We start from the raw sequence: 24285 nt of genomic DNA on the forward strand, positions 1-24285 counted from the left end.
AGGTGACTAATAATGACAGTTTTGAAAAAAATTAAGTTTGATTTACCTATCGATAACATAAGAATAAAAAACTTAGAAGAATTACGCGAGCATTTTTCAGTGGAAATTCTGAAAGTCTATCATGATGGAATTCTTGAAAAATGGTTGCAATCACGCAGTTATTCAGACGAATTCAATGCCATTCAGAACTTAAAGAAAACGCATGTATCTGATCGTCTTTTATTGGAAAGGCTGCACAACATTTTTTCCACAAGAACAATCATTTCAGGTAAATATGTAATACACGAAAATCGTACAGTCACTGATACTAAAACCAAGCTAATATGGAAGCAAGATAGTGAAGTAGGTCAATACACATGGAGTGATGCAATGGAAAAATTTAGCCATAATGTCCGCTTTGCGGGCAATAATGACTGGCGAATGCCAATGATTGAAGAACTGAAAACATTGATTGATAAAAATCATTGTCCAACAATTTACTTGACCGCTTTCCCCGATACCCCATCAGCGGCATTTTGGTCAGCATCTCCTCATGCTTACGGCGCATTATATGTCTACTTCGGTAACGGTGACGACATCTGGGGAAATAAAAACAAGGAGTATCGAATCCGGTTAGTGCGTAACGGACAGTAATCTTCTAGCACTATTAACAAAAAATCATCAAAGAAAAATAAAAGAGCAAAATAACAATGACCATTATAAAAACAATAAAATTCGACCTTCCCATTGATGGCACAAAAGTCAAAAACATCGAGGAACTCCGCGAACATTTCACCGTGGAGATTCTGGAGCTATATAATAACGGAATACTCTTGAAATGGTTACGTGCAAGAAAAAATATTAAAGAAGTCAGCCGTTTAGAAGCAATACCTGTAGCACTGCCATCAAGTATTTCTTCATTAAAAGCTTTATGTGATATTTTTAAGGTCGATACAGATGACATGATTCTCTCTGCTGCACTTGGGATGCCTCCCGAAAAAATGGAGAAAAACTTCCCTGAAATAAAAGCACAATACCGAGCCATTGCAAAAGCTGAGATAGAAGCCAAAGCTAAAGAATCAATCGTTTCAGGAAAATACCTTATCCATGCAAATCGCATAGTCACTGATACTGAAACTAAGCTAATGTGGAAACAAGACAGCGAAGTGGGTCAATATACATGGGATAATGCAATGAAAAAGTTCGGAAAAAACGTCAGCTTCGCGGGTTATAATAACTGGCGGATGCCAACGATTGAAGAACTGAAGACATTAGTCGATAAGGAGCACTCCCCGACAATTGACCTGACCGCCTTCCACAACACCCCAGCGATGTTTTGGTCGGCGTCTCTTCATGCTAGCAATGGTGACTACGCATGGTTCGTCAACTTCGACGTCGGCAGCGCCAGCTGGTACTATAAGTATGGCGCCTTTCAGGTACGGTTAGTGCGTAGCGGACAGTGATTTTGATTTTTGCCTTTTTATCAAATTGATGCACTACAAGAATAAGTTCAAAGGATACCGCCATGCAAACACTAACAGACACCATTCGCGCCCACATCGAGTCACATTATCCGCTACTGTACCTAATCACACACGAGGAAAAAGAAGCAGATGACCTGATTACCAATCTCTCCGAAGATCGGAAAATCACCGAGTGGAACATGGCACAAGGTTTGGTGAACTTCAAAACCAAGCAACCCTTGTCAGAATGGAGTGATCTTGCTGCCGCATTGGATAATCTACTGGCGTGGGATTTTTCCGAAGCAGAACACACGATTGTTATCCGTGATGCACATTTAGGGCTAAAAGATCAGCCCGTAGCGGTTGCCCGTTTAAAAGCGTTAATCAGCAAAATTCTGACGGATTCTGATGTGACCGCGACCGTATTTTTAATATCGTCACAGCCCTACATTCCGCGTGAACTAGAGAAATTCATCACGCTATTCGACATGCCACTCCCCAACGAAGCCGCGATCCGCGCCTTAATCCTGCAATACACCGAGGCTTACGACCAAACCATCACCGATGAAGATGTCACCAAATTAGCGATGGCATTCCAAGGCTTAACCCGCTACGAAATCGGGCAATTGATCAACCGTGGCTACCAACGCGACGGCAATATCGGCATTGAAGACCTCGACCTCGTGCATTCCGAAAAAGCCCAAATCATCAAAAAAAGCGGCATCATGGAAATGCTAACGGTACGCGAAAAGCTCGAAGACATCGGCGGCTTACACAACCTCAAACCGTGGCTACAACAAAAAGCCAACGTGATGAACGACTGGTCAGCCGCCCGTAAGTTCGGCGTAGAAATGCCCAAAGGCGTGATGATCGTCGGGATGCCCGGTTGCGGCAAATCCCTCACCGCCAAAGCCACCGCCGCCCTGTTCAACCTGCCGCTACTCAAGCTCGACATGGGCGCACTCATGGGCAAATACGTCGGCGAAAGCGAAGGCAATATGCGCCGTGCCATCCAAGTTGCCGAAGCCGTCAGCCCCTGCGTATTGTGGGTCGATGAAGTCGAAAAAGCCTTCGTCGGCATTGGCAGCGGCGGCTCAGGCTCAGAAGTCGCCACCCGCTTATTCGGCTATTTCCTAACGTGGATGCAGGAAAAAACCTCACAAGTGTTCGTCATCGCCACCGCCAACGACATTTCCGCCCTGCCCCCAGAATTGTTGCGCAAAGGGCGTTTCGACGAAATTTTCTACGTGGATTTCCCCAACAAAGCCGAACGCATCGACATCTTCAACGTGCATCTAAAACGCCGCAGTAAACTCAACAGCCGCATCGACATTGGGCAACTGGCAGCCAAAACCGAAGGTTATTCCGGCGCAGACATTGAATCCGTGGTAACAGAAGCCATCGAACAAGCCTTTGTCGACAACCACGCCGAACTCGATACCGGACGTTTGCTGGCGGTCATCCAAGCCACACACCCGTTGAAAGAAGTCATGAAAACCAAGGTAGACGAATACCAAAAGAAATTTGCCGAGATGAAGATCAAGAAGGCATCGAAAGGCTGATAAAACCCGTAGGGGCAGATCCCTGTATCTGCCCCTACCAAGGAAACCGAAAATTCATGTCCCGTGGGTATCTCAATCCAAACGCTGCAAATACGCCGCCCCACCCAATGAACGCATCTGCCGCAAAATCCGGTTCTGCCGCGCTCGCACATAACCGGACGGCTTCACCACGCTGTATTTGCGCGGTGCAGGTAACACCGCTGCCAACAACGCCGCATCCGCTGCTGCCAACTTACCGACCGGCTTTTTCAACAAATACTGACTCGCTGCACCCACCCCATAATCTGCATTGCTGAATTGTGCGGTATTCAGGTAAACCTCCAGAATCCGCTCTTTCGACCAGAAGATTTCCATCACGCTCGCAATGCCCCATTCCAGTCCCTTACGCACATAACTGCGCCCTTCCCACAGGAACAAATTTTTCACCAATTGCTGGGTAATGGTGCTGCCGCCACCTTTGCCACGCCCGCGCATTTCGGCACGAATCGCCGCCTCCGTTGCCGCCACATCAATGCCCCAATGCTCGGCAAAACGCTGGTCTTCCGACGCAATCACTGCAATTTGCATGTGGCGCGGAATCTCCTCCAAACTCACCCAATCGTGGCGCACAAACGGCGTTTCCGCGCTAAAGATTGCCACTATATCTTGCCGCAACATAAACGCCGACGTCGGCACTGGCAGCCAACGAAAAATCAGCAACCACACACACAAAGCCACGAATAGCAGCAACGGCACGCGCCACAGCCAGTGCGCCCAATGCTTGGATTGTCCAACAGTTAACAGGTCATACAGTTTCATAATGGCGCGTATTATGTCACAACAAATCCCCACTCGTGCGATACGTGCTAACATTCGCGTTTCGTTTTCAGCAGAAAAAGCATTATGACGACGGCTCTCGACATTCAAGGCTTACAAAAAACCTACGGCAACGGCTTTATCGCCCTCAAAGGCATCGACTTGCGCGTGGAACAAGGCGACTTCTTCGCCCTACTCGGCGCAAACGGCGCAGGCAAATCCACCACCATCGGCATTGCCAGCTCCTTGGTGAACAAAACCGCAGGCAAGGTCAGCATTTTTGGCTACGACCTCGACACCCAGCGCGAACAAGCCAAAGCGCAAATCGGGCTAGTCCCGCAAGAATTCAATTTCAATATCTTCGAGCCAATCGTCGAAATCCTCGTGAATCAGGGAGGCTATTATGGCATCCCGCGTGCCGAAGCCTTTGCCCGTGCCGAAGTCTTACTCAAACAACTCGGCTTGTGGGACAAAGCCCGCGATCAAGCCCGCACCCTCTCCGGTGGCATGAAACGCCGCTTAATGATTGCACGTTCCCTCATCCACCAACCACGCCTGCTAATCCTCGACGAACCCACTGCTGGCGTTGACATTGAAATCCGCCGCTCGATGTGGGAATTCCTGCGCAAACTCAACGCCGATGGCACCACCATCATCCTCACCACGCATTATCTCGAAGAAGCCGAAAGCCTGTGCCGCAACATCGGTATTATCGACCGAGGCGAATTGATCGAAAATACCAGCATGAAACAACTCCTCAACCGACTGGATACCGAAAGCTACGTGTTCGACCTTGCCAGCCCCGTGGATATATTGCCAACCACCAGCAACCTCTGCCATTTCACCCTGCAAGATCCGACCACCTTGGAAGCCGTGTTCCACAAAGAACATTATTCGCTCAACAAAGTCTTCGCCTTCCTCAATGAACACGGTGTCGTGGTCAACAGTATGCGCAATAAAACCAACCGCTTAGAACAGCTTTTCATGGATTTGGTGGAGAACAATAAGCAATGAATGCACAACAACTCTGGACAGCCTACACCACCATTCTGGTCAAGGAGGTACTGCGGTTTGCACGGATTTGGGTACAAACCATCATCCCACCCGTGATTACTACCGCGCTGTATTTCGTGATTTTCGGCAACCTGATCGGCTCGCAAATTGGCGATATGGAAGGGCATAGCTACATCGACTTCATCACGCCGGGGTTGATTATGATGACGGTGATTACCAACTCCTACGCCAATGTGGTGTCGTCGTTTTACGGTAGCAAATTTCAAGGCAATGTCGCGGAAATGCTGGTCTCGCCCATGCCGAATTGGATCATTCTGGCGGGTTTTGTGAGTGGCGGGGTGGCGCGTGGCTTGGCGGTTGGGTTCGCTGTTACCTTGGTATCCTTGTTTTTCAGTACCTTGAGTGTGCAGCATATTTTCATCACGTTTACGATTGTCTTACTGACGTCGGTGCTGTTTTCGCTGGCTGGGGTGATCAATGCGGTATATGCGAAAAGTTTTGATGACATCACCATTATTCCGACCTTTGTGCTGACACCGCTGACGTATTTGGGCGGGGTGTTTTACTCGATTGCGATGCTTTCACCGCTGTGGCAGAACATTTCCTTGCTGAATCCCGTGCTTTACATGGTAAATGGCTTCCGTTATGGCATTTTGGGCGCGTCGGATATGTCGATCTGGCTGAGTTACGGGGTAATCATGGGCTTTATCCTGCTGCTGGGTGGGTTTAGCCTGCATTTATTGAATAAAGGCATTGGGATTCGCAGTTGAGCGTGATCATTATTGGCGGCGGCCCCGCTGGGTTGATGGCTGCCGAACAGCTTACCAATGCCGGTTATGCGGTGGATTTGTACGATGCCATGCCGACGCTGGGGCGCAAGTTCTTGCTGGCAGGCATTGGCGGTTTGAACATTACGCATTCTGAACCGTTTGAGGCGTTTTGCAGCCGCTATGCTGAACGTGAACCGCAATTACAACCGCTGTTGGCACGCTTTGGCGCGGAGGAATTGCGGGCGTGGTGTGCCGAATTGGGCGTGGAAACGTTTGTTGGTACGTCGGGGCGCGTGTTTCCTAATGAGATGAAAGCTGCGCCGTTGTTGCGGGCATGGTTGGCACGGCTGAAACGGAATGGTTTGCGGGTGCATCCACGTCATCGTTGGATGGGGTGGGATGCGCAAGGGCAGCTCGTATTTGAAACATCGGGGAAAGAACCCCCTCCTAACCTCCCCTTATCAGGGGAGGGACAAGAAGGCGACGCACCTCTTCACTCCTCCCCTGATAAGGGGAGGCTGGGAGGGGTTTCTTCTCCCCCCGTCATCCTCGCGCTCGGTGGCGGTAGCTGGAAAAAACTCGGCAGCGATGGCGCATGGGTCAAGCTGCTAACCGACAGTCACATCCCCATTGCCCCCTTAAAACCTGCCAATTGCGGCTTTTTGTGTGCATGGAGCGCACACCTCAGCAGCCGCTTTGCCGGTTCACCCCTAAAATCCGTCACTTTACGTTTCACCGATTTGACGGGGCAAACCGAAACGCGCATGGGTGAAATGATCGTCACCGCACGCGGTGTGGAAGGCAGCTTAATCTACGCCTTCTCTGCCCGCTTACGTGACACGCTGGCTGCACACGGCTCAGCCACATTCCATCTGGATTTGCTCCCCAACCACAGCCACACCCAACTGGAAGCGGCCTTACACAAAAAACCTGCCAACAAAACGCTGGGCAACTTCCTGAAAAGCTCTTGGAAATTGGACGGGGTAAAAGCGGCATTGCTGTTTGAAACGCTGGATAAAGCGCACTGGCAAAATATTCCACTGCTGGCGGCAACCTTAAAAGCCATTCCCATCACCGTGACCGCCACCACGCCAATAGACGAAGCGATCAGCACCGCAGGCGGCGTACCGTTTGAAGCCTTGGATGAGAATTTGATGTTGCGGCACTTACCGGGGGTCTTTTGCGCGGGGGAAATGCTGGATTGGGAAGCGCCGACAGGAGGCTATCTCCTGACGGCGTGTTTCGCCAGCGGACGAGAGGCTGGGAATGGCGTCATCCGCTGGTTAACATCGGTCAGTGACAGGCGTCCAGTTCCGCAGCCGTAAAGCCCGGCATCCGTGCCGCCATGATCGCATTAGTGAAGGTCGCACTCGGACGCATCACGGCTTTGGTCTTGGCAGAATCCGCAAAGAAATGACCACCTATATCCACAGGATGCCCTTGGGCGTCCTTCAGCTCTGCCAAGATGGTGGCTTCATTGTCCGTCAGGATTTGCGCCAGCTTGCTGAAATGTTCCGCCATTTCTGGCTCTTCGGTTTGCTTGGCAAGCGCTTGCGCCCAATACATCGCCAGATAGAAGTGATTGCCCCGCGTATCCAGCTCACCCGTGCGCGGTTTCGGTGACTTGTCACTCAACAGCACATTGCCGATGGCTTCATCGAGGGTTTCAGACAGCACTTTTGCCTTATTGCTGCCGTATTGTCTGGCGACCTGTTCAAAGGAAACCGTCAGTGCCAGAAACTCACCGAGGGAATCCCAGCTCAGATGGTTCTCTTCCAGCAATTGCTTCACCAATACTGGCGCAGTACCACCTGCACCCGTTTCATACAAACCGCCGCCTTTCATCAAAGGGACAACCGACAGCATTTTGGCACTGGTGCCTACTTCCATAATCGGGAACAGGTCAGTCAGGTAGTCGCGCAAAATATTACCAGTAACGGAAATCGTGCTCTTGCCACGAATAATACGCTCCAGACTGAAACGCATCCCACGCAGCGGTGACATAATGCTAATATCAGTACCGGTCAGATCATGATCCTTCAGGTAAGTTTTAACCTTCTTGATCAGCTCATATTCATGCGGGCGGTACTCATCCAGCCAGAATACCGTCGGCAATTGTGATTCACGCGCCCGTCTGACCGCCAGCCCCACCCAGTCACGCACTGGCAGATCTTTGGTCTGGCACATACGCCAAATGTCACCAGCTTCCACGTTTTGCTCAATCAGGACATTGCCCTTGTCGTCCACAATACGTGCCACGCCATCTTCTGGAATTTCAAACGTCTTGTCATGCGAACCGTATTCTTCGGCTTTTTGCGCCATCAGACCGACGTTCGGCACAGTACCTAATGTTCTGGGGTCGAACGAACCGTGGGTTTTACAGAAGTTAATAATCTCCTGATAAATACGCGCAAAAGTACTTTCCGGCATTACTGCCTTGGTGTCTTTCAACTTACCCGCCGGGCCATACATTTTGCCGCCATTGCGGATCATGGCTGGCATCGAAGCATCCACGATGACATGATTCGGGGAATGCAGATTGGAAATGCCTTTGGCGGAATCCACCATTGCCAGTTCTGGGCGGTGTTCGTAGCAGGCATGAATATCGCGCTCAATTTCTTCCCGCAGCGAGGTCGGCAGCGTGGCAATCTTTTCATACACACTGCTCATGCCGTTGTTCGGGTTGACACCCAATTCCTTGAACAACTGACCGTGTTTTTCAAACAGCTCTTTGTAGAAAATCTTGACGCAGTGACCGAACACAATCGGGTGCGAGACTTTCATCATGGTGGCTTTCACATGCAGCGAGAACATGACGCCCGTTTCCTTCGCGTCATCGATCTGCTTTTCATAGAACTCGCACAGGGCTTTTTTGCTCATGAACATGCTGTCGATGATTTCACCTTCCAGCAGGGACACTTTAGGCTTAAGCATGATGGTTTTGCCGCTTTTGGTCACCAGATCCATGCTGACATCGCAGGCATGATCCAGCGTCAGGCACTTTTCACTGCTATAGAAGTCACCGTGATGCATGTGCGAAACGTGGGTGCGTGATGCCTGACTCCACTCTTTCATTTCATGCGGGTAGGTTTGGGCGTAACGCTTGACCGCCGCCGGGACGCGCCGATCCGAGTTGCCTTCGCGCAGCACAGGGTTGACCGCACTGCCCAGTACTTTGGAATAACGGCGCAGCAGGGCTTTTTCGTCTTCGGTTTGCGGGTCTTCGGGGTAATCCGGCAGTGGGTAGCCTGCGACTTGCAGTTCTTTGACCGTCGCGATCAATTGCGGCACGGAGGCACTGATATTGGGCAGCTTGATAATGTTGCTATCCGGTTGCTGTGTCAGCTCAGCCAGTAACGCCAGATCGTCAGAGACCTGCTGCTCTGCGGTCAGGTAGTCAGAAAACTCGGCAAGGGTACGGGCAGGCAAGGACAAATCATTTTTGATGATTTTGATTCCAGCACCGGAGGCAAAGGTGCGGATAATCGGTAGCAAGGAACAAGTCGCCAGCAGTGGCGCTTCATCCGTCAACGTGTAAATGACCTTTGGTGTTTCATTATTCATCTATATGTATTCCTAGCAGCGGTATTGTAAGACAATCTTACATAAAAACCGCGAAAATCGCCACAAAATCCGTAAATAAAAACAAATATTGTCGACAAAGCCAATTCTACGCACACTGGCAACACGACACATCTGTGCGCAGTTTTATAACCTTTTAATAAATTTAAGCTTGTAGTTATCATAAAGTAGGCATAGATTCCTAATCCGCAAAAAGTGTAAATACCGAAGCATGTGTGCCTGCCCCATAAAAATTAAAGGCACGCCGATTTCGCACCTTATTTCCGAATAATATTTATCAAGAGAAACCTCATGTCGTTGACCTTCTCAATGCAAAATTTTAGTGCAAAACTTACCGCCGGTTGGCTGGCAGCCGTGCTGTTCGGCCTTTTATTCAGCTCTATTGCTCAGGCCGATGGTAAGCCTTTGGATCTTTCCGCTTATAAAGGCAAGGTTGTTTACGTCGACTTCTGGGCATCTTGGTGTTCCCCTTGCCGTAAATCTTTTCCTTGGTTAAATCAAACCCAAGAGAACAAACAAGCCAATGGACTGGTTGTTCTGGGTGTAAATGTGGATGAGGACAGAACCGATGCCGACCAATTTCTGGTAAAATATCCTGCACAGTTTAACGTACTGTTCGACCCCAAAGGTGAGTACGCCACTTACTACAACTTGCTAGGTATGCCGTCTGCACTTATTTTTGACCGCAATGGCAATTTGCTTCACCAGCACAGTGGCTTTCTCGAAGACCAGATTCCAAGCTATGAAAAAGCCATTGACGATGCCTTGCAAGCCACTCAATAAGGACATTTTTATGCATTACGCCCGACATCAATTCAACCGGTTGCTACCGGTGTGCCTAGTCGTCACGGTCGCTACCCTGTCCGGCTGTAGTACAGTCAAACCTTGGGAACGCGGCACTCTCGCGGAACCCGGTATGACATTCGGCAGTGACCCTCACATAGACGCGATCGAAGACCATGTTTATTTTTCCAAAGAAGGCACCAGTGGTGGGCGTTCTTTCTCAGCAGGAGGTTGCGGATGCAATTAAAACACTCATCTACGTTGGCAGTAGCCGCCTTAAGCCTGCTGGGAGCCGGACATGCATTTGCCGCCGAATGGGAGCAGGAAGCATCCGTGCTGTACTATGGTGAATCCGATGGTCGTGTGAAAGATGGCAGCCTGAAATACACCGGCACACGCACAGCAGACAATGGTGATCTGCTTAATTTGAACGTTGGTATTGACACGCTGACCGGTGCATCGCCCAGCGGTGTAACCACCACTAACCAGATACAAACCATAACCTCGCCCTCCGGTCACAGCAACGTAACACCCGCTGGTGAGCTACCACTGGATAACCGTTTCAAAGATACCCGTGTCTCGGCATCAGTGAACTGGGATCATGAATTAAAGCCCGACTTGCGTGGCAATGTCGGCGCGTCATTTTCCAAGGAATATGACTATCTGCACCTAGGTGTAAATGGCGGCGTAAGTCAGGCTCTGAACGATAAAAATACCATTCTAAGCGCTGGCTTTGCCATCAGCCAAGATGCGGTTGAAGCAGTAGGGGGGACACCAACGCCACTGAGCGATAGCAACCAGCGACTGGGCGATGAAGCCAAGGGTAGCGAAGACAAAACCGTTACCGAAGTGTTATTGGGTGTTACACAGGTATTCAATAAAAAGCTGGTTGGACAGTTTAATATTGGCATCAGCGAAGACAGTGGTTACTTAAATGATCCCTATAAATACGTGAGTCAGGTTAGCCCCCAGGGAATCGTCTCGACCAACCTGCACGAATCCCGCCCAGACAGTCGCAGCGGGCAAAACCTGTATGGCGCACTCAAATACAAGGCAACTGACCGACTGACCTCGACCAGTTCAGCACGACTACACACCGATGACTGGGGCGTGGACTCGGTGACAATCGACCAGAAAATTCGCGTTGACATGGGAAATAAACGCAGTATCGAACCACACGTGCGGTATTACAGCCAAAAAGCTGCCGATTTCTATACCGTGCAGCTCAACGAACAGGATCCCCTGCCACAATATACAACGGCTGATTACCGTCTGAGCGAACTGGATGCCTACACCGTCGGTTTGACCTACCGTTGGGAAGATAAGGCCAATCGGGAATGGCGTATTACGGGTGAAATGTATAAGCAGGAACCCACCAAACAGACGCTTACCGCAGGACAAGCCGATTTGAATGCAAATCCTGGCTTCACGGCTCAGATGATCTCGCTAGGTCTGACTTTCTAAATGATGTCCGCTGATGGTGTCACCCATGCATTTCGTTTTCAAGCGATGGCTAACCCCTGTGAGGTTTTGCTAGAGGGCTGCACTGCTCGGCAAGCTCACACGTTGTTCACCCAATTGGAGCAGGAAGTCCGCCGCATTGAACATAAGTACTCTCGCTATCGGGAGGACTCCACGCTGTCTTTGTTAAACCGCTCGGCAGGGCAAATCTGTGCAGTCGACCCGGAAACTTGGCAATTGCTGAAATTAGCAGGGGTGTTATGGCAACACAGTGCAGGTCGGTTTGACATCAGCAGTGGCGTCTTGCGTAAGGTGTGGCAATTCAAATCCGCGCAAGAACAAACAGCAAACACAGCAATACCCCACGAACAAGCCATTGCGGCACTAATGCCATTTATTGGCTGGGAAAAAACCCACCTTGATGAGCGCCATTTTCAAATGCGAGCTGGGATGCAAATCGACTTTGGCGGCATCGGCAAAGAGTATGCGGCAGACCGCTGTGCCGACATTGCCCGTGCTGCCGGATACCGACATTGCCTGATTAATCTTGGTGGTGATGTGGTGGCGACAGGAGGACGAGTCAATGGCAGCACTTGGCAGGTCGGCATTGAAGCCACCCACACTGCGAACACGGCAAACCCTAGAATTTGGCGCGTATTACCCCTAAATGCCGGAGCTATTGCCACCAGTGGCGACACCCACCGCTACTTGTTGCACGCTGAAAAACGCTACGGACACATCCTTGATGCTCGCACCGGCTGGCCGGTAGAAAACGCTCCAAGTTCGATTACCATTGCCGCGCCGAATGCCACCGAGGCTGGCATGATCTGTACACTGGCTATGCTGCACGGCATTGACGCCGAAACATTTCTGCATCAGCAACAACGTCCCTATTGGATTCAGCCAACCGCCTGAAGCGCTGCGGATCATGCCTTTGTTGCGGCGCACATAAATATTCCTGTAACATCGCCCTCACTTTTTGGCGTTGTTGGATGTTATTGCTCATGTCAGAACCTTCCCTGCAAATCAATCACCTAGCACGTGGCATTGCCACTACCATCCTGCAAGGCTTTAATCGACATTTTGAAATTTTCCAGCGCATCACCTCCGGCGCACGGCAACGTTTTGAAGAAGCCGATTGGAAAGCGGTACAACTCGCCTCCCGCGAACGCATCGTGTTGTACGATTGGCGCGTCAAAGAAACTGTCTCAATGGTGCAAGAACTCTACGAAATCAAAACCGTGAATCTGGCGCTGTGGCGTGAAGTGAAACATTGCTACATGCGTCTGTTATTGGATCACCAACAACCCGAATTAGCCGAAACCTTTTATACCTCGGTATTCTGCCGCCAATTTCCGCGTGAGCATTACACCAATGAATTTATTTTCGTGCGCAGTTCCATTTCGACCGAATACATTGACTCCAAAGAAACCAGTTACCTGTGTTATTACCCCGGTAAAATTGGTTTGCGCGAATCCCTAGCGCGTATTCTGCAAAACGCCGGATTTGAATTGCCATTTGAAAATCTGGAGCGCGATGTACGCAATATTTTCCGCGCCATTGTCAAACATTACCGGGGCAAATCCGCCCGCAAAGCGCAATTGAATTTCCAACTCTCGGTGATTCGCCACCCATTTTTCCGCAATAAAGCCGCGTATTTGGTGGGGCGCATGATCAATGGGCGTGAAGACATTCCGTTTGCGCTGCCGATTCTCAATAATGAAACCGGTGGCTTGTACATCGACGCATTGTTGCTGGGGGAAAAACAGCTTTCGGTGGTTTTCAGCTATTCACAAGCGTATTTCATGATGGAACACCAAGTGCCTTCCGCTGTGGTGTCGTTTTTGCAGCACTTATTACCGCGCCGTGACACCTCAGAGCTGTATTCGGCGATTGGTTTGCATAAACAAGGTAAATCCGCGTTTTACCGCGATTTCTTGCACCATTTACGGCATTCCAGCGATGAAATGATCGTCGCACCGGGGATACGCGGTATGGTGATGATGGTATTCACCCTGCCCTCTTACCCTTATGTATTCAAAATCATCAAAGACAAATTTGCACCGCAAAAAGAATTCACCCGCCAACAAGTCGAAGACAAATACCAGTTGGTTAAACGCCATGACCGCGTAGGACGCATGGCGGATATGCTGGAATATTCCAACGTACTACTGCCAGTGGAACGCTTCGTGCCAGAACTGCTGCAAGAATTGCAGGAAACCTGTGCCAGCAGCATTAGTTTTGATGGCGACAATATTATTTTCCGGCATATTTATTTAGAGCGGCGCATGATTCCGCTGAATATCTTTATCGAAACCGCTGACGATCAAACACTGGAGCGGGTCATCGAAGACTACGGCAACGCCATCAAACAATTGGCGGGCGCAAATATTTTCCCCGGTGATTTCCTCTATAAAAACTTCGGGGTCACGCAATTGGGGCGGGTGGTGTTTTACGATTACGATGAAATCACCTACATGACCGAATGCAATTTCCGCAAAATTCCGCCGCCGCGCTTCCCTGAAGATGAATTCCGTTCCGAACCTTGGTATTCGGTCGAGCCAAATGATGTATTCCCGGAAGAATTCGGCACGTTTTTGCTGTCTACCCCCAAAATCCGCAAGTTTTTCCTCAAATACCACCGCAATTTGCTGGATGCGCGTTACTGGCAAACGAAAAAAGACAATATCAATAACGGGCAATACGAAGATGTGTTCCCCTACCCTGAGGCATTGCGCTTCAAGCGATAGTATACTTGGGGCATGACTGAAGCAGCCGAACCCGACTTTTTACAGCAACCTGTGACCGCCCTGCGAGGGGTAGGCGATGCGGTCGCGGAAAAACTGGTACGACTCGGCATCTTGCGCGTCGCTGACCTGCTGTTTCACCTGCCCCTGCGCTATCAGGATCGCACCCGCATTTACCCCATTGCCAGCCTCAAAGTCGGGCAGGAAGTGCTCGTCGAAGGTGAAATCGAGTACACCGAAGTGGTGCAACGCGGGCGCACCATGTTGTTGTGCCACCTCAACGACGGCAGCGGTTCATTGATCTTACGCTTTTTCCATTTCACTTCCGCCCAGAAATACAGCTTGCGTAAGGGCGTGTTGCTGCGCTGCTTTGGCGAAGTGCGCCAATCGGGTATGAAGCTGGAAATGGCACACCCCGAATGCCATTACCTCAAAGCCGATGAACCCGAACCGATTGCCAATACCCTCACGCCGACGTATCCCATGACCGAAGGTTTGCAGCAACGTAGCCTACGCCGCCTGATCGACTTGGCGTTGGAGCATGTGGAGGAACTGCCGGATTTATTGCCGGAAAGCGTGGTCAAGCAACACCATTTTCCAGCGCTGGCGCAATGTGTGCGGATGTTGCATACACCGCAGGGAAACCTCTCCCCAACCCTCCCCTTATCAAGGGAGGGAGTAAGAGATGCCGCGCTTTCTTCCTCCTCCCCTGATAAGGGGAGGTCGGGAGGGGTTTCTTTTAATCTTGAGACATTTTCCCGTCGCTTGATTTTCGAGGAACTACTCGCCCATCAACTCGGTGTGCAGCAAGCGCGGCACGAACTCAAGCAAGTGCAAGCTCACACCATGCAGGAAGCCAATCACTATTGGCGACAATTGCTGCGCACCCTGCCCTTTGCCCCCACGGGCGCACAAAACCGCGTGATTGCGGAAATCACCACCGACCTGCAACAAGCTGTACCCATGAATCGGCTGGTGCAAGGCGATGTCGGTTCAGGCAAAACGCTGGTCGCTGTCGCAGCCGCTTTGCACGCCATTGCCAACGGTTTCCAAGTCGCGCTCATGGCTCCCACCGAATTGCTAGCGGAACAGCATTACCAAAACCTAGTGCGCTGGCTGGAACCACTAGGGGTAGAAACCGTGTACATTTCTGGCAACCAAACCCCGCGCCAACGCCGCCGCAAGGTCGAAAATTTGTTGCTAGGCATCGGACATATCGCAGTCGGCACACACGCTCTGTTCCAACGCACGGTGGAATTTCTGCAACTGGGGCTGATCATTATCGACGAACAGCACCGTTTCGGCGTGCATCAGCGCATGGCACTGCGCGAAAAAGGCAAACAAGGCGAGCATTACCCGCACCAGTTGGTGATGACCGCAACACCGATTCCGCGCACCTTGGCGATGACCGCTTACGGCGATTTGGATTATTCGGTGATCGACGAATTACCGCCGGGGCGCACGCCGATTACTACCGTTGCGCTGAATAATGAACGCCGTGATGACGTGATTGAACGCATTTCCGCCGCGTGTCGCGAAGGGCGGCAGGTGTATTGGGTTTGCACGCTGATCGAAGAATCGGAAGCCTTGCAATGTGAAGCGGCAGAAGTGACCGCTGCGATGTTGCACGAACGCTTGCCGCATGTCGCCGTGGGGCTGGTACACGGGCGGCTGCATGGTTCGGAAAAAGAAAACATCATGCGTCAGTTTAAGCTGGGGGAAATCCAGCTTTTGGTGGCAACCACGGTGATTGAAGTCGGGGTGGATGTGCCGAATGCGTCCTTGATGGTGATCGAAAACGCGGAACGCATGGGCTTATCGCAATTGCACCAGTTGCGCGGACGGGTTGGGCGCGGTAGCGTTGCGAGCAGTTGTGTGTTGCTTTACCAACATCCACTCGGCAGGACGGCGCGGAAACGGCTGGATGCGATGCGCACCACCACCGACGGTTTCATGATTGCGGATATTGATCTGGAATTGCGCGGCCCCGGCGAAGTATTGGGAACGCGCCAGACGGGGGATGTGCGGCTGAGAATTGCCAGTTTGCTGCGCGATCAACATTTGTTGCCAGCGGTGCAAACGGCTGCGCGGGACGTGGTGGCGCATTACCCAGAACGGGTGGAGGCATTGACGCAACGTTGGTTGCAGCAGCCGGATGGCGAGACGGCGACGCAGTTTTTCCAGAGTTGAGACATCCTCACTTCCTGCTATGCTAACATCAGCATTAGAACAATCAGTAGGTGATGTTATGGCAGCATTGGCAGAAAAATTCGATTACCTTTCCGTAGAAGACTATTTAGCAGGCGAAAAGACCAGCGAAATCAGGCATGAATACGTAGATGGTCAAACCTACGCGATGGCTGGCGGTAGCCTCAAACACAACCTGATTGCCGCGAATATTTCCGGGCTATTGTGGAGTCATTTACGGGGAACCTCTTGCGTGCCGCTGAGTAGCGACATGCTATTGAAGACGTTGGGTAAACGCTTCCGTTACCCCGATGTGGTTGTGGTGTGTGATGATGATACCTCGAACGATGAGCAGATCAGGGAAAGCCCAATACTCATTATCGAAGTGCTTTCCAAAAGCACCCGCAAAAAAGACAAGGGCGAAAAGCGTCTGGAATACCTCGCCATTCCCAGCCTGCAAGAATACGTGTTGATTGAGCAGGATTTTGCAGAAATCGAAGTACAACGCCGTAGTGCCAGTTGGCAATCCACCTATTACTTCTTGGGGGATGAGGTGGTATTGGAATCGGTCAATGCCCGCTTACCTGTTGAAGCCATTTATGAGCGGGTTAAGAATGAGGATGTGTTGGCGTGGTTGGAGCAGCAAATCAGTCAAAGTTCCGACTGATTTTTGGATGAAATCACTCAAAATTGAAATACAAGGAGTATGACCAATGGGGGCAGCAGAACAGTTACCGCAACATTTTACCTACGCCGATTACGCTAAATGGCCGGAAGATGAGCGTTGGGAACTGATTGAGGGTGTGGCGTATGCAATGGCTGCTCCGTCACGGCAACATCAACTGGTCAGTTTCGAGGTGGGTTTTCAAATACGTACCCATTTAGCCGACAAACGTTGCGGCATTTACTCCGCACCGTTTGATATACGCCTCCCCAATCACAACGAAGCCGACAACGATGTAGACACCACTGTGCAACCCGACCTTGCCGTAATCTGCGACAAAAATAAGCTGGATGACAAAGGCTGTCGGGGTGCGCCCGACTGGATTATTGAAGTGCTTTCGCCTTCCACCGCGCTCAAAGATATGGACAAAAAACGCTGGTTATATGAGCGTCATGGGGTAAAGGAATATTGGATTATCCACCCGATTGACCGTTGGGTGATGGTGTATACGCTGAAAGATGACGGGCAATACGGCTTGCCGCTGATGTTTGGGATGGATGAGCCGACGGCGGTGGGGCTGTTTCCTGAATTGCTGATTGATTGGGGGTTTATGCAGGAAACCACTACCTAACATGCCAACCAATCTCCCCCGCTTCGGTGAATTCGTCGCCCTAATCGCCATGCTCACCTCCCTAACCGCACTGGCAATTGATGCCATGCTGCCCGCGCTCGTCACCATCGGGCGCGAATTGGGCGTTCAACACGATAACGACGCGCAATTAATCCTCACCACCTTATTTCTGGGCTTGGCGTTGGGGCAAATATTTTTCGGTCCCTTATCCGATGCGACCGGGCGCAAACCGCTGATGTACGTGGGCTTGGGTATCTTTATGCTGGGCAGTTTGCTTTCAATGTTCGCGCAAGACTTTTCGCACATGCTGATCGGGCGCTTTTTGCAAGGGGTCGGTGCATCTGCCCCGCGCGTGTTAACGATGGCATTGGTGCGCGATTGCTATTCCGGGCGGGCAATGGCGCGGGTTATGTCATTCACCATGAGTATTTTTATCCTTGTCCCGATGATTGCGCCATCATTAGGGCAAGGTATTTTGCTGGTGGCAGGCTGGCGCAGTATTTTCACACTGTTTTTTGTACTGGCACTTAGCGTGGCTGTGTGGTTTTGGTGGCGAATGCCAGAAACCCTACCCGCCGCGAAACGCCGCGCTTTCCGTTTTGGTGAATTTTGGCAGGGGCTAAAAGAAGTCATCAGCAACCGTACCAGCATGACCTACACCCTCACCACCGGCATTGTGTTTGGCGCATTTCTCGGCTACTTGAGTTCCGCGCAACAAATCCTGCAAATCCAATACGGCTTGGGGGAACGTTTCCCGCTGTATTTTGCGCTGCTGGCGCTGGCGATTGGCGGCGCATCGTTACTGAATGCCAAGCTGGTGATGCGTTATGGAATGCATTGGATTTCAAAACGGGCATTGCTGCTGTTCACGCTGCTATCGGGCGCATTTTGGTTCGTCACTTACAGCAGCGCCGGACACCCGCCACTGCCACTGTTGATGGCATATTTCATGCTGGCATTTTTGGCATTAGGCATGTTATTCGGCAATCTCAACGCGCTGGCGATGGAACCGCTGGGGCATATTGCCGGAATTGGCGCATCGGTCATCGGCTCACTCTCGACCCTGATCGCGATTCCGCTAGGAACGTTTGTCGGGCAAGCCTACGATGGCACAATATTACCCCTGATCAGCGGCTTCTTGATTTTTGGCTTAGCCGCCACCGCCGCCCTATTTTCACAGCGAAAACCCGCATGACAACCACCCTGACTTTTTTACGCCATGCCACTGCGGAAGATCACAATCTGCCGATTCCCGATGAAGCACGCCGCCTCACCCCCAAAGGTAACAAGCAAGTGCAACGGGTTGCCGACTTTTGCCAACACCACGCCTTACTACCCACCCACTTGCTGTGCAGCCCACTGGTAAGAGCGTTAGAAACCGCGCAAGGTTTACGTAAACACCTACCCGCTTGCCCCAAAGCAATCATAGTGCCGTGGTTAGCGCATGGCGCAGATACCCCAACCATGCTGCAAGCACTCGCAACATTAGCCGCAAACGGTGACAATAATATTTGGCTGGTGGGTCATGAGCCGGAATTTTCAACCTTAATAGCACACCTGCTAGGCAGCCCTAACAGCCGTATTAAAGTCAAAAAAGCCGGATTGATACGCCTAGAAGTCGACATGACAAGCGGCGTTGGGGAACTCCAATGGAACATCCCCAACGCGCTAATGAAGTAGTGGGGAATCTATTACACGTTAAATAAGAAGTTCAACACATCGCCATCTTTCACAATGTATTCCTTGCCTTCCGCACGCATTTTCCCGGCTTCTTTCGCACCCTGCTCACCTTTGTAAGCAATGAAATCTTCATACGCAATGGTTTGCGCCCGAATAAAGCCGCGTTCAAAGTCAGTATGAATCACGCCCGCTGCTTGTGGCGCAGTCGCATTTTTCGGAATTGTCCAGGCTCGCACTTCTTTCACACCTGCGGTGAAATACGTCTGCAAGCCCAGTAAATCGTAACCCGCCCGAATCACGCGGTTCAAACCCGGCTCATCCAACCCCATGCCCGCCAAAAACTCATCGCGTTCCGCATCGTCTAATTGCGAGAGTTCGGATTCCATTTCCGCACACACCGGTACAACCACGGCATTTTCACGCTTGGCAATCTCGCGGACTTGATCCAAATACGGGTTATTCTCAAAACCGTCCTCGTTGACGTTAGCAATGAACATTAACGGTTTGATGGTAATCAGATGGAATTCACGGATAGCTAAAGCGCGTTCTTCGGGAGTCATCTCCATTGAACGTGCCGAATGCCCTTCGGACAAATGCGCGAATAAACGTTCTGCCAACACTTTTTGCGCAACTAAATCTTTGCTGCCGGATTTGGCGGAACGGGTCAAACGATTGACCGCTTTTTCAGCCGTCTCCAAATCCGCCAACGCCAGCTCGGTATTGATGGTGTCGATGTCGGAAGCCGGGTCAATTTTGCCCGCAACGTGGATAATGTCGGCGTTATCAAAGCAACGTACCACTTGCGCAATCGCGTCAGTTTCGCGGATATGCGCCAGAAACTTATTGCCCAAACCTTCGCCCTGTGACGCACCGGCGACCAAACCTGCAATGTCGACGAATTCCATCGTCGTGGGCAAAATTTTGAGCGGTTTAACGATGGCCGCCAGCGCATCCAAACGCGGGTCTGGCATGGGTACGATACCTACGTTCGGCTCAATCGTACAGAAAGGATAATTCGCTGCCTGAATGCCCGCCTTGGTGAGAGCATTAAACAGGGTGGATTTACCCACGTTTGGCAACCCAACAATTCCGCACTTGAATCCCATGATGTCTTACCTTTATTTGGTGTGCAGCGCGTTCATCGCCTTCTGCATCTCACCGGCTAAAATCAATTCAATCTGGTCGGCGGCTTTATCAATCGCCCGTGAAATGACGATTTCATCATCCAACGAGGGGCGCGACAGCACATAATCGACCACTTTATTACGGTCGCCGGGGTGTCCGACACCTAGGCGCAACCGCCAATATTCCGCGCTCAAATGCGCATGGCAATCACGTAAACCGTTGTGTCCGCCGTGACCACCGGCTAACTTCAAACGCACGTCACCGGGGGCAATATCCAGCTCGTCGTGCGCTACTAAAATTTGTTCCACCGGAATTTGGTAGAAACTGGCTAACTGCTTCACTGCCAGCCCGCTGCGGTTCATGAAGGTCATGGGCTTAATCAGCCATACCGTAGCGCTGCCAACTTGCAGTTTACAGACTTCACCGGAAAAACGCTTCTCAACAGCAAACTTGCCGGAGTAGCGTCTTGCCAGTTCATCAACAAACCAAAACCCGGCATTGTGCCGGGTTTTGTCGTACTGGCTACCGGGGTTGCCCAAACCTGCAATGAGGCGGATCGGGGTTCCCATCGGTATAAACCTTAGTGAATCGCCGCGATGGCGTTGTCGTGGTCTTCGCCCATTGCCAACTGTGGCAGGCTGACGCCTTCTGGCAATTTCAAGTCAGACAAGTGCAGAATCTGACCTTTTTCGACGTTGATCATGTCAACTTCGATAAACTCAGGCAGGTTCTTCGGCAAGCAAGAGACTTCGACTTCAGAAATCATGTGGCTAACTGTGCCACCTTGCTCTTTCACGCCTTTTGACACCTCGTCATTGATGAAGTGTAATACCACATGAACGTTGATTTCTTCATCATCACGGATGCGCTGTAAGTCAGCGTGCATAATGATTGGCTTGGCCGGGTGGCGTTGCAGGTCACGCAGAATCACTTGCTCTTTACGATCACCGAAATCAACGGTAATGATTTGCGAGTAGAACCCTTCTTCCTGCAAATTACGGATCATTTCATTGTGACGCAAGGAAATGGATTGTGCTTCACCACCTGCACCGTAAATAACGGCAGGAACCATACCGGTATTACGCAGGCGGCGGCTCGCACCCTTACCCTGCAATTCACGTACCTGCGCTTGCAGAACGTATTGTTTTGACATGTTACTTCTCCAACAGAATCGTTACCGAACGCGACCGGACGGCAACTAAAAAACCCGCGAACGGGGACAACGTTTTACCCCCCAAGAGGGGGCTTTTATAAACCTTCAAACAGGGAGCTGACAGAATCGTCCTGATTGATGCGTAAAATGGTTTTCGCTAACACACCGGCTACCGAAAGCTGGCGAATCTTAGCACATTTTTTTGCAGCGTCACTTAATGGAATGGTATCCGTGATAACCACTTCATCAAGCTGAGAATTTTCGATATTGCCGACGGCTTTGCCGGAAAATACCGCATGAGTCGCATACGCCCGCACACTCAATGCGCCGTGCTGCTTCAAGGCCATCGCAGCGTTGCACAAGGTACCGCCGGTATCGATCAAATCGTCGATCAAAATGCAGTTGCGCCCTTCCACATTGCCGATGATATTCATGATTTCGGACTTATTCGGCTCAGGGCGGCGCTTATCAATAATCGCCAACTCGACATCACCCAAACCTTTCGCCAAGGCACGAGCACGGACTACACCGCCAACATCCGGTGAAACCACCATGATATTATCCAGCTCACACGCCAGCACATCCTTAATCAACACACCCGATGCGTAAACATTGTCTACCGGCAAGTCGAAAAAGCCTTGTACTTGGTCAGAATGCAAATCAATGGTCAGCACGCGGTCAACGTGCCCGGTCGCGATCATATCCGCCACCAATTTGGCAGAAATCGGTACACGCCGAGAACGCACCCGGCGATCTTGCCGCGCATAACCGTAATACGGTATCACGGCGGTAATCCGCCCTGCGGAAGCACGATACAAGGCATCAGCGATGATCAGCAATTCCATCAGGTTATCGTTGGTAGGCGCACAGGTAGATTGCACGATGAAGACATCACGACCACGCACGTTTTCCAAAATCTCAACGTGCACTTCACCATCGCTGAAGCGTTCTGCTTTGATTTTACCGGTGGGAATTCCGAGGTGATCGACGATTTTTTCGGTGAGTTCAGGATTAGCATTACCTGTAAACACCATCATTTTATCGTCAGCCATGACATATCCGCATTGAGTGGGGGGGAGGAAAATGGCAGGGCCGCCAGGATTCGAACCTGGGAATGCTGGAATCAAAATCCAGTGCCTTACCGCTTGGCGACGGCCCTTCTGAAACTAGTTGTGAAGCGTTGACAATGTTAACAGCTTTTGTTGCAAAGGCGAAACATTCGCACTACTTGCGACAAATCCAAACCAGTCATTAGGTAAGCATTGCAGGATTGTTTCACCTTCTTGCTTACTGGAAACCGGAGCGAACAAGCAACTGCCTGAACCCGTCAACACCGCGTTTGAATACCGAGACAGCCAACGCAATGCAGCAGTAACTTCGGGATAACGCTTTTCTACCACCGGTTGGAAGACATTTATGCCTAGCCCCGCGTGGAAGGTCGCTAATGTAATGGGCGGACAGTCACGTGTCAAGCCCGGATCAGAAAAAAGTTCTGCCGTCGGCACATGCACACCGGGGTGGATCACCACATACCAAGATTCAGGTAAGCTAACCGGGGTTAATTGCTCCCCGACACCTTCCGCCCATGCGGCATGACCGCGCACAAAAACCGGCACATCAGCCCCCAAGCGTAAGCCTAATGCGGCTAACTCATCCGTACTCAAGCCGCAACGCCAGAGGTAATTCAAGCCTTGCAACACCGTTGCCGCATCGGAACTGCCGCCCCCCAAACCTCCGCCCATCGGAATGCGCTTGAGCACCTGAATATCTGCCCCCAACGGCGAACCGCTCATTTGCTGCAACAAACGTGCTGCCCGCACCGTCAGGTCAGCCGCTTCCGGCACACCTTCCGCACCGGCTGGGCGGTGGATTGCGCCATCATCGCGCACCCTCAAGGTGATTTCGTCGCCAAAATCGAGGAATACAAACAGGGTTTGCAACAAATGGTAGCCATCCGCTCGCCTGCCGGTAATGTGCAAAAACAGGTTGAGCTTAGCGGGTGCGGGCAATATGAGCGTTTGCATAGGAATCAGTAACGTGTCTGCCAATCTTTTGCGATCACTTTGACCTTGGTGTTATCCGGGGTGCGGCTCAGATTGATCCTTTCCGGTAACGCTTTCCAATCCGTGCCTTGCCAACCGCTGTATTCTACCTGCCAGCCGGATTGTTGCAGCAGTTCGGGGCGGCCTTGCGCATCCAGCTTAACTTGCTGCACCGGGGAATCGGGGGCAGGAATGCCGCGCACCCAATATTTCATGCCATCCAGCGGTAAGGACACCCCAAGATGACCTTGCAACAAGCGCTCGGCATTCGCGTCTTTGTAAGTCTTGCCATTAGCCTGCATCACCACTTCGGAACGCTCCCCCTTGAGATAGGCAACAATCGAACCAGTGAGCGGATTTTTAATGTTCATCTCATACTGGTCTTTGCCGGTTTGCAGCCATGACATATTGAACGAAGCGCTTTGCTCCTGAAACTGCACGCCCACTTTGCCCTGTAAACGCCAGCTACTCATACGGGCGAAATCAGCCTGACGTTGCTGCCAAGCACTTTGCGCATCCGTCGGTTTGGTCGAAACGTCTACACCTTGGGATGGGCTTTTGGTCTGCGTTGCACACCCGCCCAGCATCAATGCGCAACACGCTGCCACCAGCATCCATTGTTTCATGAGTCGTTATCCTTAAATAAT

The 24285-nt window shown here is 51.2% G+C and carries 24 protein-coding genes and 1 tRNA gene; 16 read left to right on the forward strand and 9 right to left on the reverse strand.

Translation table 11 applies throughout. The annotated features are described in order from the left end of the window. Window positions 1-12 precede the first annotated feature (12 nt). From L2Y54_RS18960 to L2Y54_RS18970, 3 genes are all read left to right on the forward strand, one after another. Complete coding sequence (locus tag L2Y54_RS18960; RefSeq protein ID WP_236498241.1) at window positions 13-633, forward strand: Lcl C-terminal domain-containing protein; 621 nt, start codon at window positions 13-15, stop codon at window positions 631-633. 56 nt (window positions 634-689) lie between these two features. Continuing rightward, window positions 690-1442, forward strand: coding sequence for an Lcl C-terminal domain-containing protein (locus tag L2Y54_RS18965; RefSeq protein ID WP_236498242.1), 753 nt, complete (start codon window positions 690-692; stop codon window positions 1440-1442). Window positions 1443-1504: 62 nt separating this feature from the next. Continuing rightward, window positions 1505-3004: an AAA family ATPase gene (locus tag L2Y54_RS18970; RefSeq protein WP_236498243.1), complete on the forward strand. Its 1500-nt coding sequence runs from the start codon at window positions 1505-1507 to the stop codon at window positions 3002-3004. 72 nt (window positions 3005-3076) lie between these two features. Here L2Y54_RS18970 and mtgA read toward each other — a convergent pair whose 3' ends face one another. Then, on the reverse strand, window positions 3077-3856 hold the full coding sequence (gene mtgA / locus L2Y54_RS18975; RefSeq protein ID WP_236498244.1) for a monofunctional biosynthetic peptidoglycan transglycosylase: 780 nt from the start codon (window positions 3854-3856) through the stop codon (window positions 3077-3079). Window positions 3857-3886: 30 nt separating this feature from the next. On the opposite strand from mtgA, the gene L2Y54_RS18980 reads away from it, so the two are divergent. The 3 genes from L2Y54_RS18980 to L2Y54_RS18990 are packed head-to-tail and all read left to right on the forward strand — an operon-like array spanning window position 3887 to window position 6908. Continuing rightward, complete coding sequence (locus L2Y54_RS18980; protein ID WP_236498245.1) at window positions 3887-4813, forward strand: ABC transporter ATP-binding protein; 927 nt, start codon at window positions 3887-3889, stop codon at window positions 4811-4813. Beyond that, a complete protein-coding gene (locus L2Y54_RS18985; RefSeq protein WP_236498246.1) occupies window positions 4810-5583 on the forward strand; it encodes an ABC transporter permease in 774 nt (257 codons plus the stop codon). Before L2Y54_RS18980 ends, L2Y54_RS18985 begins: the two co-directional genes overlap by 4 nt. A 2-nt stretch (window positions 5584-5585) precedes the next feature. Continuing rightward, a complete protein-coding gene (locus L2Y54_RS18990) occupies window positions 5586-6908 on the forward strand; it encodes a TIGR03862 family flavoprotein (protein ID WP_236502066.1) in 1323 nt (440 codons plus the stop codon). Here L2Y54_RS18990 and L2Y54_RS18995 read toward each other — a convergent pair. Then, complete coding sequence (locus tag L2Y54_RS18995) at window positions 6877-9147, reverse strand: NADP-dependent isocitrate dehydrogenase (RefSeq protein ID WP_236498247.1); 2271 nt, start codon at window positions 9145-9147, stop codon at window positions 6877-6879. The genes L2Y54_RS18990 and L2Y54_RS18995 overlap by 32 nt on opposite strands. A 309-nt stretch (window positions 9148-9456) precedes the next feature. Here L2Y54_RS18995 and L2Y54_RS19000 point away from each other — a divergent pair, with 309 nt between their 5' ends. From L2Y54_RS19000 to sixA, 10 genes are all read left to right on the forward strand, one after another. Then, window positions 9457-9948: a TlpA family protein disulfide reductase gene (locus L2Y54_RS19000; RefSeq protein ID WP_236498248.1), complete on the forward strand. Its 492-nt coding sequence runs from the start codon at window positions 9457-9459 to the stop codon at window positions 9946-9948. A gap of 133 nt (window positions 9949-10081) precedes the next feature. Then, the gene (locus L2Y54_RS19005; protein ID WP_236502068.1) at window positions 10082-10195 is read left to right on the forward strand and encodes a DUF4266 domain-containing protein; all 114 of its coding nucleotides are present in this window, start codon (window positions 10082-10084) and stop codon (window positions 10193-10195) included. Further along, complete coding sequence (locus tag L2Y54_RS19010; protein WP_236498249.1) at window positions 10186-11412, forward strand: DUF3570 domain-containing protein; 1227 nt, start codon at window positions 10186-10188, stop codon at window positions 11410-11412. Before L2Y54_RS19005 ends, L2Y54_RS19010 begins: the two co-directional genes overlap by 10 nt. Continuing rightward, the gene (locus L2Y54_RS19015; protein WP_236498250.1) at window positions 11413-12324 is read left to right on the forward strand and encodes an FAD:protein FMN transferase; all 912 of its coding nucleotides are present in this window, start codon (window positions 11413-11415) and stop codon (window positions 12322-12324) included. It begins immediately after the preceding gene. An 89-nt stretch (window positions 12325-12413) separates the two neighbouring features. Next, on the forward strand, window positions 12414-14159 hold the full coding sequence (gene aceK / locus L2Y54_RS19020; protein ID WP_236498251.1) for a bifunctional isocitrate dehydrogenase kinase/phosphatase: 1746 nt from the start codon (window positions 12414-12416) through the stop codon (window positions 14157-14159). 12 nt (window positions 14160-14171) lie between these two features. Next, the gene (gene recG, locus L2Y54_RS19025; RefSeq protein WP_236498252.1) at window positions 14172-16346 is read left to right on the forward strand and encodes an ATP-dependent DNA helicase RecG; all 2175 of its coding nucleotides are present in this window, start codon (window positions 14172-14174) and stop codon (window positions 16344-16346) included. A 58-nt stretch (window positions 16347-16404) separates the two neighbouring features. Beyond that, window positions 16405-17010 carry a Uma2 family endonuclease gene (locus L2Y54_RS19030; RefSeq protein ID WP_236498253.1) on the forward strand — a complete coding sequence of 202 codons (606 nt, stop codon included), beginning with the start codon at window positions 16405-16407 and terminating at the stop codon, window positions 17008-17010. A 46-nt stretch (window positions 17011-17056) separates the two neighbouring features. Further along, window positions 17057-17638: a Uma2 family endonuclease gene (locus L2Y54_RS19035; RefSeq protein ID WP_236498254.1), complete on the forward strand. Its 582-nt coding sequence runs from the start codon at window positions 17057-17059 to the stop codon at window positions 17636-17638. Window position 17639: 1 nt separating this feature from the next. Next, on the forward strand, window positions 17640-18833 hold the full coding sequence (locus L2Y54_RS19040) for a multidrug effflux MFS transporter (protein ID WP_236498255.1): 1194 nt from the start codon (window positions 17640-17642) through the stop codon (window positions 18831-18833). After that, window positions 18830-19318 carry a phosphohistidine phosphatase SixA gene (gene sixA, locus L2Y54_RS19045; protein ID WP_236498256.1) on the forward strand — a complete coding sequence of 163 codons (489 nt, stop codon included), beginning with the start codon at window positions 18830-18832 and terminating at the stop codon, window positions 19316-19318. Before L2Y54_RS19040 ends, sixA begins: the two co-directional genes overlap by 4 nt. An 11-nt stretch (window positions 19319-19329) precedes the next feature. On the opposite strand, the gene ychF is transcribed toward sixA, so the two are convergent. The 7 genes from ychF to lolB all read right to left on the reverse strand — a co-directional run bounded on the left by ychF (window position 19330) and on the right by lolB (window position 24264). Beyond that, window positions 19330-20424 (reverse strand): redox-regulated ATPase YchF, encoded by a 1095-nt coding sequence (gene ychF / locus L2Y54_RS19050; RefSeq protein ID WP_236498257.1) that lies wholly within the window; start codon window positions 20422-20424, stop codon window positions 19330-19332. Window positions 20425-20436: 12 nt separating this feature from the next. Beyond that, on the reverse strand, window positions 20437-21012 hold the full coding sequence (gene pth / locus L2Y54_RS19055; protein WP_236498258.1) for an aminoacyl-tRNA hydrolase: 576 nt from the start codon (window positions 21010-21012) through the stop codon (window positions 20437-20439). An 11-nt stretch (window positions 21013-21023) separates the two neighbouring features. Beyond that, window positions 21024-21596 (reverse strand): 50S ribosomal protein L25/general stress protein Ctc, encoded by a 573-nt coding sequence (locus tag L2Y54_RS19060; protein ID WP_236498259.1) that lies wholly within the window; start codon window positions 21594-21596, stop codon window positions 21024-21026. Between the two features lie 95 nt (window positions 21597-21691). Further along, window positions 21692-22648 carry a ribose-phosphate pyrophosphokinase gene (locus tag L2Y54_RS19065; RefSeq protein WP_255697796.1) on the reverse strand — a complete coding sequence of 319 codons (957 nt, stop codon included), beginning with the start codon at window positions 22646-22648 and terminating at the stop codon, window positions 21692-21694. Window positions 22649-22680: 32 nt separating this feature from the next. After that, window positions 22681-22755, reverse strand: a tRNA-Gln gene (locus L2Y54_RS19070). Window positions 22756-22762: 7 nt separating this feature from the next. Next, window positions 22763-23620 carry a 4-(cytidine 5'-diphospho)-2-C-methyl-D-erythritol kinase gene (gene ispE, locus L2Y54_RS19075; protein ID WP_236498260.1) on the reverse strand — a complete coding sequence of 286 codons (858 nt, stop codon included), beginning with the start codon at window positions 23618-23620 and terminating at the stop codon, window positions 22763-22765. Between the two features lie 5 nt (window positions 23621-23625). After that, the gene (gene lolB, locus L2Y54_RS19080) at window positions 23626-24264 is read right to left on the reverse strand and encodes a lipoprotein insertase outer membrane protein LolB (RefSeq protein ID WP_236498261.1); all 639 of its coding nucleotides are present in this window, start codon (window positions 24262-24264) and stop codon (window positions 23626-23628) included. Window positions 24265-24285 lie beyond the last annotated feature (21 nt).

The sequence above is a fragment of the Thiothrix winogradskyi genome (assembly GCF_021650935.1).
Taxonomy (GTDB): Bacteria; Pseudomonadota; Gammaproteobacteria; order Thiotrichales; family Thiotrichaceae; genus Thiothrix; species Thiothrix winogradskyi.

Excerpts from the sequence above, each read along its gene's own strand:
- sixA (WP_236498256.1), top strand. The coding sequence starts at position 18,830 with ATGACAACCACCCTGACTTTTTTACGCCATGCCACTGCGGAAGATCAC.
- L2Y54_RS19060 (WP_236498259.1), bottom strand. The coding sequence starts at position 21,596 with ATGTCAAAACAATACGTTCTGCAAGCGCAGGTACGTGAATTGCAGGGT.
- pth (WP_236498258.1), bottom strand. The coding sequence starts at position 21,012 with ATGGGAACCCCGATCCGCCTCATTGCAGGTTTGGGCAACCCCGGTAGC.
- L2Y54_RS18960 (WP_236498241.1), top strand. The coding sequence starts at position 13 with ATGACAGTTTTGAAAAAAATTAAGTTTGATTTACCTATCGATAACATA.
- ispE (WP_236498260.1), bottom strand. The coding sequence starts at position 23,620 with ATGCAAACGCTCATATTGCCCGCACCCGCTAAGCTCAACCTGTTTTTG.
- recG (WP_236498252.1), top strand. The coding sequence starts at position 14,172 with ATGACTGAAGCAGCCGAACCCGACTTTTTACAGCAACCTGTGACCGCC.
- mtgA (WP_236498244.1), bottom strand. The coding sequence starts at position 3,856 with ATGTTAGCACGTATCGCACGAGTGGGGATTTGTTGTGACATAATACGC.
- ychF (WP_236498257.1), bottom strand. The coding sequence starts at position 20,424 with ATGGGATTCAAGTGCGGAATTGTTGGGTTGCCAAACGTGGGTAAATCC.
- L2Y54_RS19005 (WP_236502068.1), top strand. The coding sequence starts at position 10,082 with ATGACATTCGGCAGTGACCCTCACATAGACGCGATCGAAGACCATGTT.
- lolB (WP_236498261.1), bottom strand. The coding sequence starts at position 24,264 with ATGAAACAATGGATGCTGGTGGCAGCGTGTTGCGCATTGATGCTGGGC.
- L2Y54_RS18970 (WP_236498243.1), top strand. The coding sequence starts at position 1,505 with ATGCAAACACTAACAGACACCATTCGCGCCCACATCGAGTCACATTAT.
- L2Y54_RS19065 (WP_255697796.1), bottom strand. The coding sequence starts at position 22,648 with ATGGCTGACGATAAAATGATGGTGTTTACAGGTAATGCTAATCCTGAA.
- L2Y54_RS19035 (WP_236498254.1), top strand. The coding sequence starts at position 17,057 with ATGGGGGCAGCAGAACAGTTACCGCAACATTTTACCTACGCCGATTAC.
- L2Y54_RS19040 (WP_236498255.1), top strand. The coding sequence starts at position 17,640 with ATGCCAACCAATCTCCCCCGCTTCGGTGAATTCGTCGCCCTAATCGCC.
- L2Y54_RS19015 (WP_236498250.1), top strand. The coding sequence starts at position 11,413 with ATGATGTCCGCTGATGGTGTCACCCATGCATTTCGTTTTCAAGCGATG.
- L2Y54_RS19000 (WP_236498248.1), top strand. The coding sequence starts at position 9,457 with ATGTCGTTGACCTTCTCAATGCAAAATTTTAGTGCAAAACTTACCGCC.
- L2Y54_RS18985 (WP_236498246.1), top strand. The coding sequence starts at position 4,810 with ATGAATGCACAACAACTCTGGACAGCCTACACCACCATTCTGGTCAAG.
- L2Y54_RS18965 (WP_236498242.1), top strand. The coding sequence starts at position 690 with ATGACCATTATAAAAACAATAAAATTCGACCTTCCCATTGATGGCACA.
- L2Y54_RS18980 (WP_236498245.1), top strand. The coding sequence starts at position 3,887 with ATGACGACGGCTCTCGACATTCAAGGCTTACAAAAAACCTACGGCAAC.
- aceK (WP_236498251.1), top strand. The coding sequence starts at position 12,414 with ATGTCAGAACCTTCCCTGCAAATCAATCACCTAGCACGTGGCATTGCC.
- L2Y54_RS19010 (WP_236498249.1), top strand. The coding sequence starts at position 10,186 with ATGCAATTAAAACACTCATCTACGTTGGCAGTAGCCGCCTTAAGCCTG.
- L2Y54_RS19030 (WP_236498253.1), top strand. The coding sequence starts at position 16,405 with ATGGCAGCATTGGCAGAAAAATTCGATTACCTTTCCGTAGAAGACTAT.
- L2Y54_RS18995 (WP_236498247.1), bottom strand. The coding sequence starts at position 9,147 with ATGAATAATGAAACACCAAAGGTCATTTACACGTTGACGGATGAAGCG.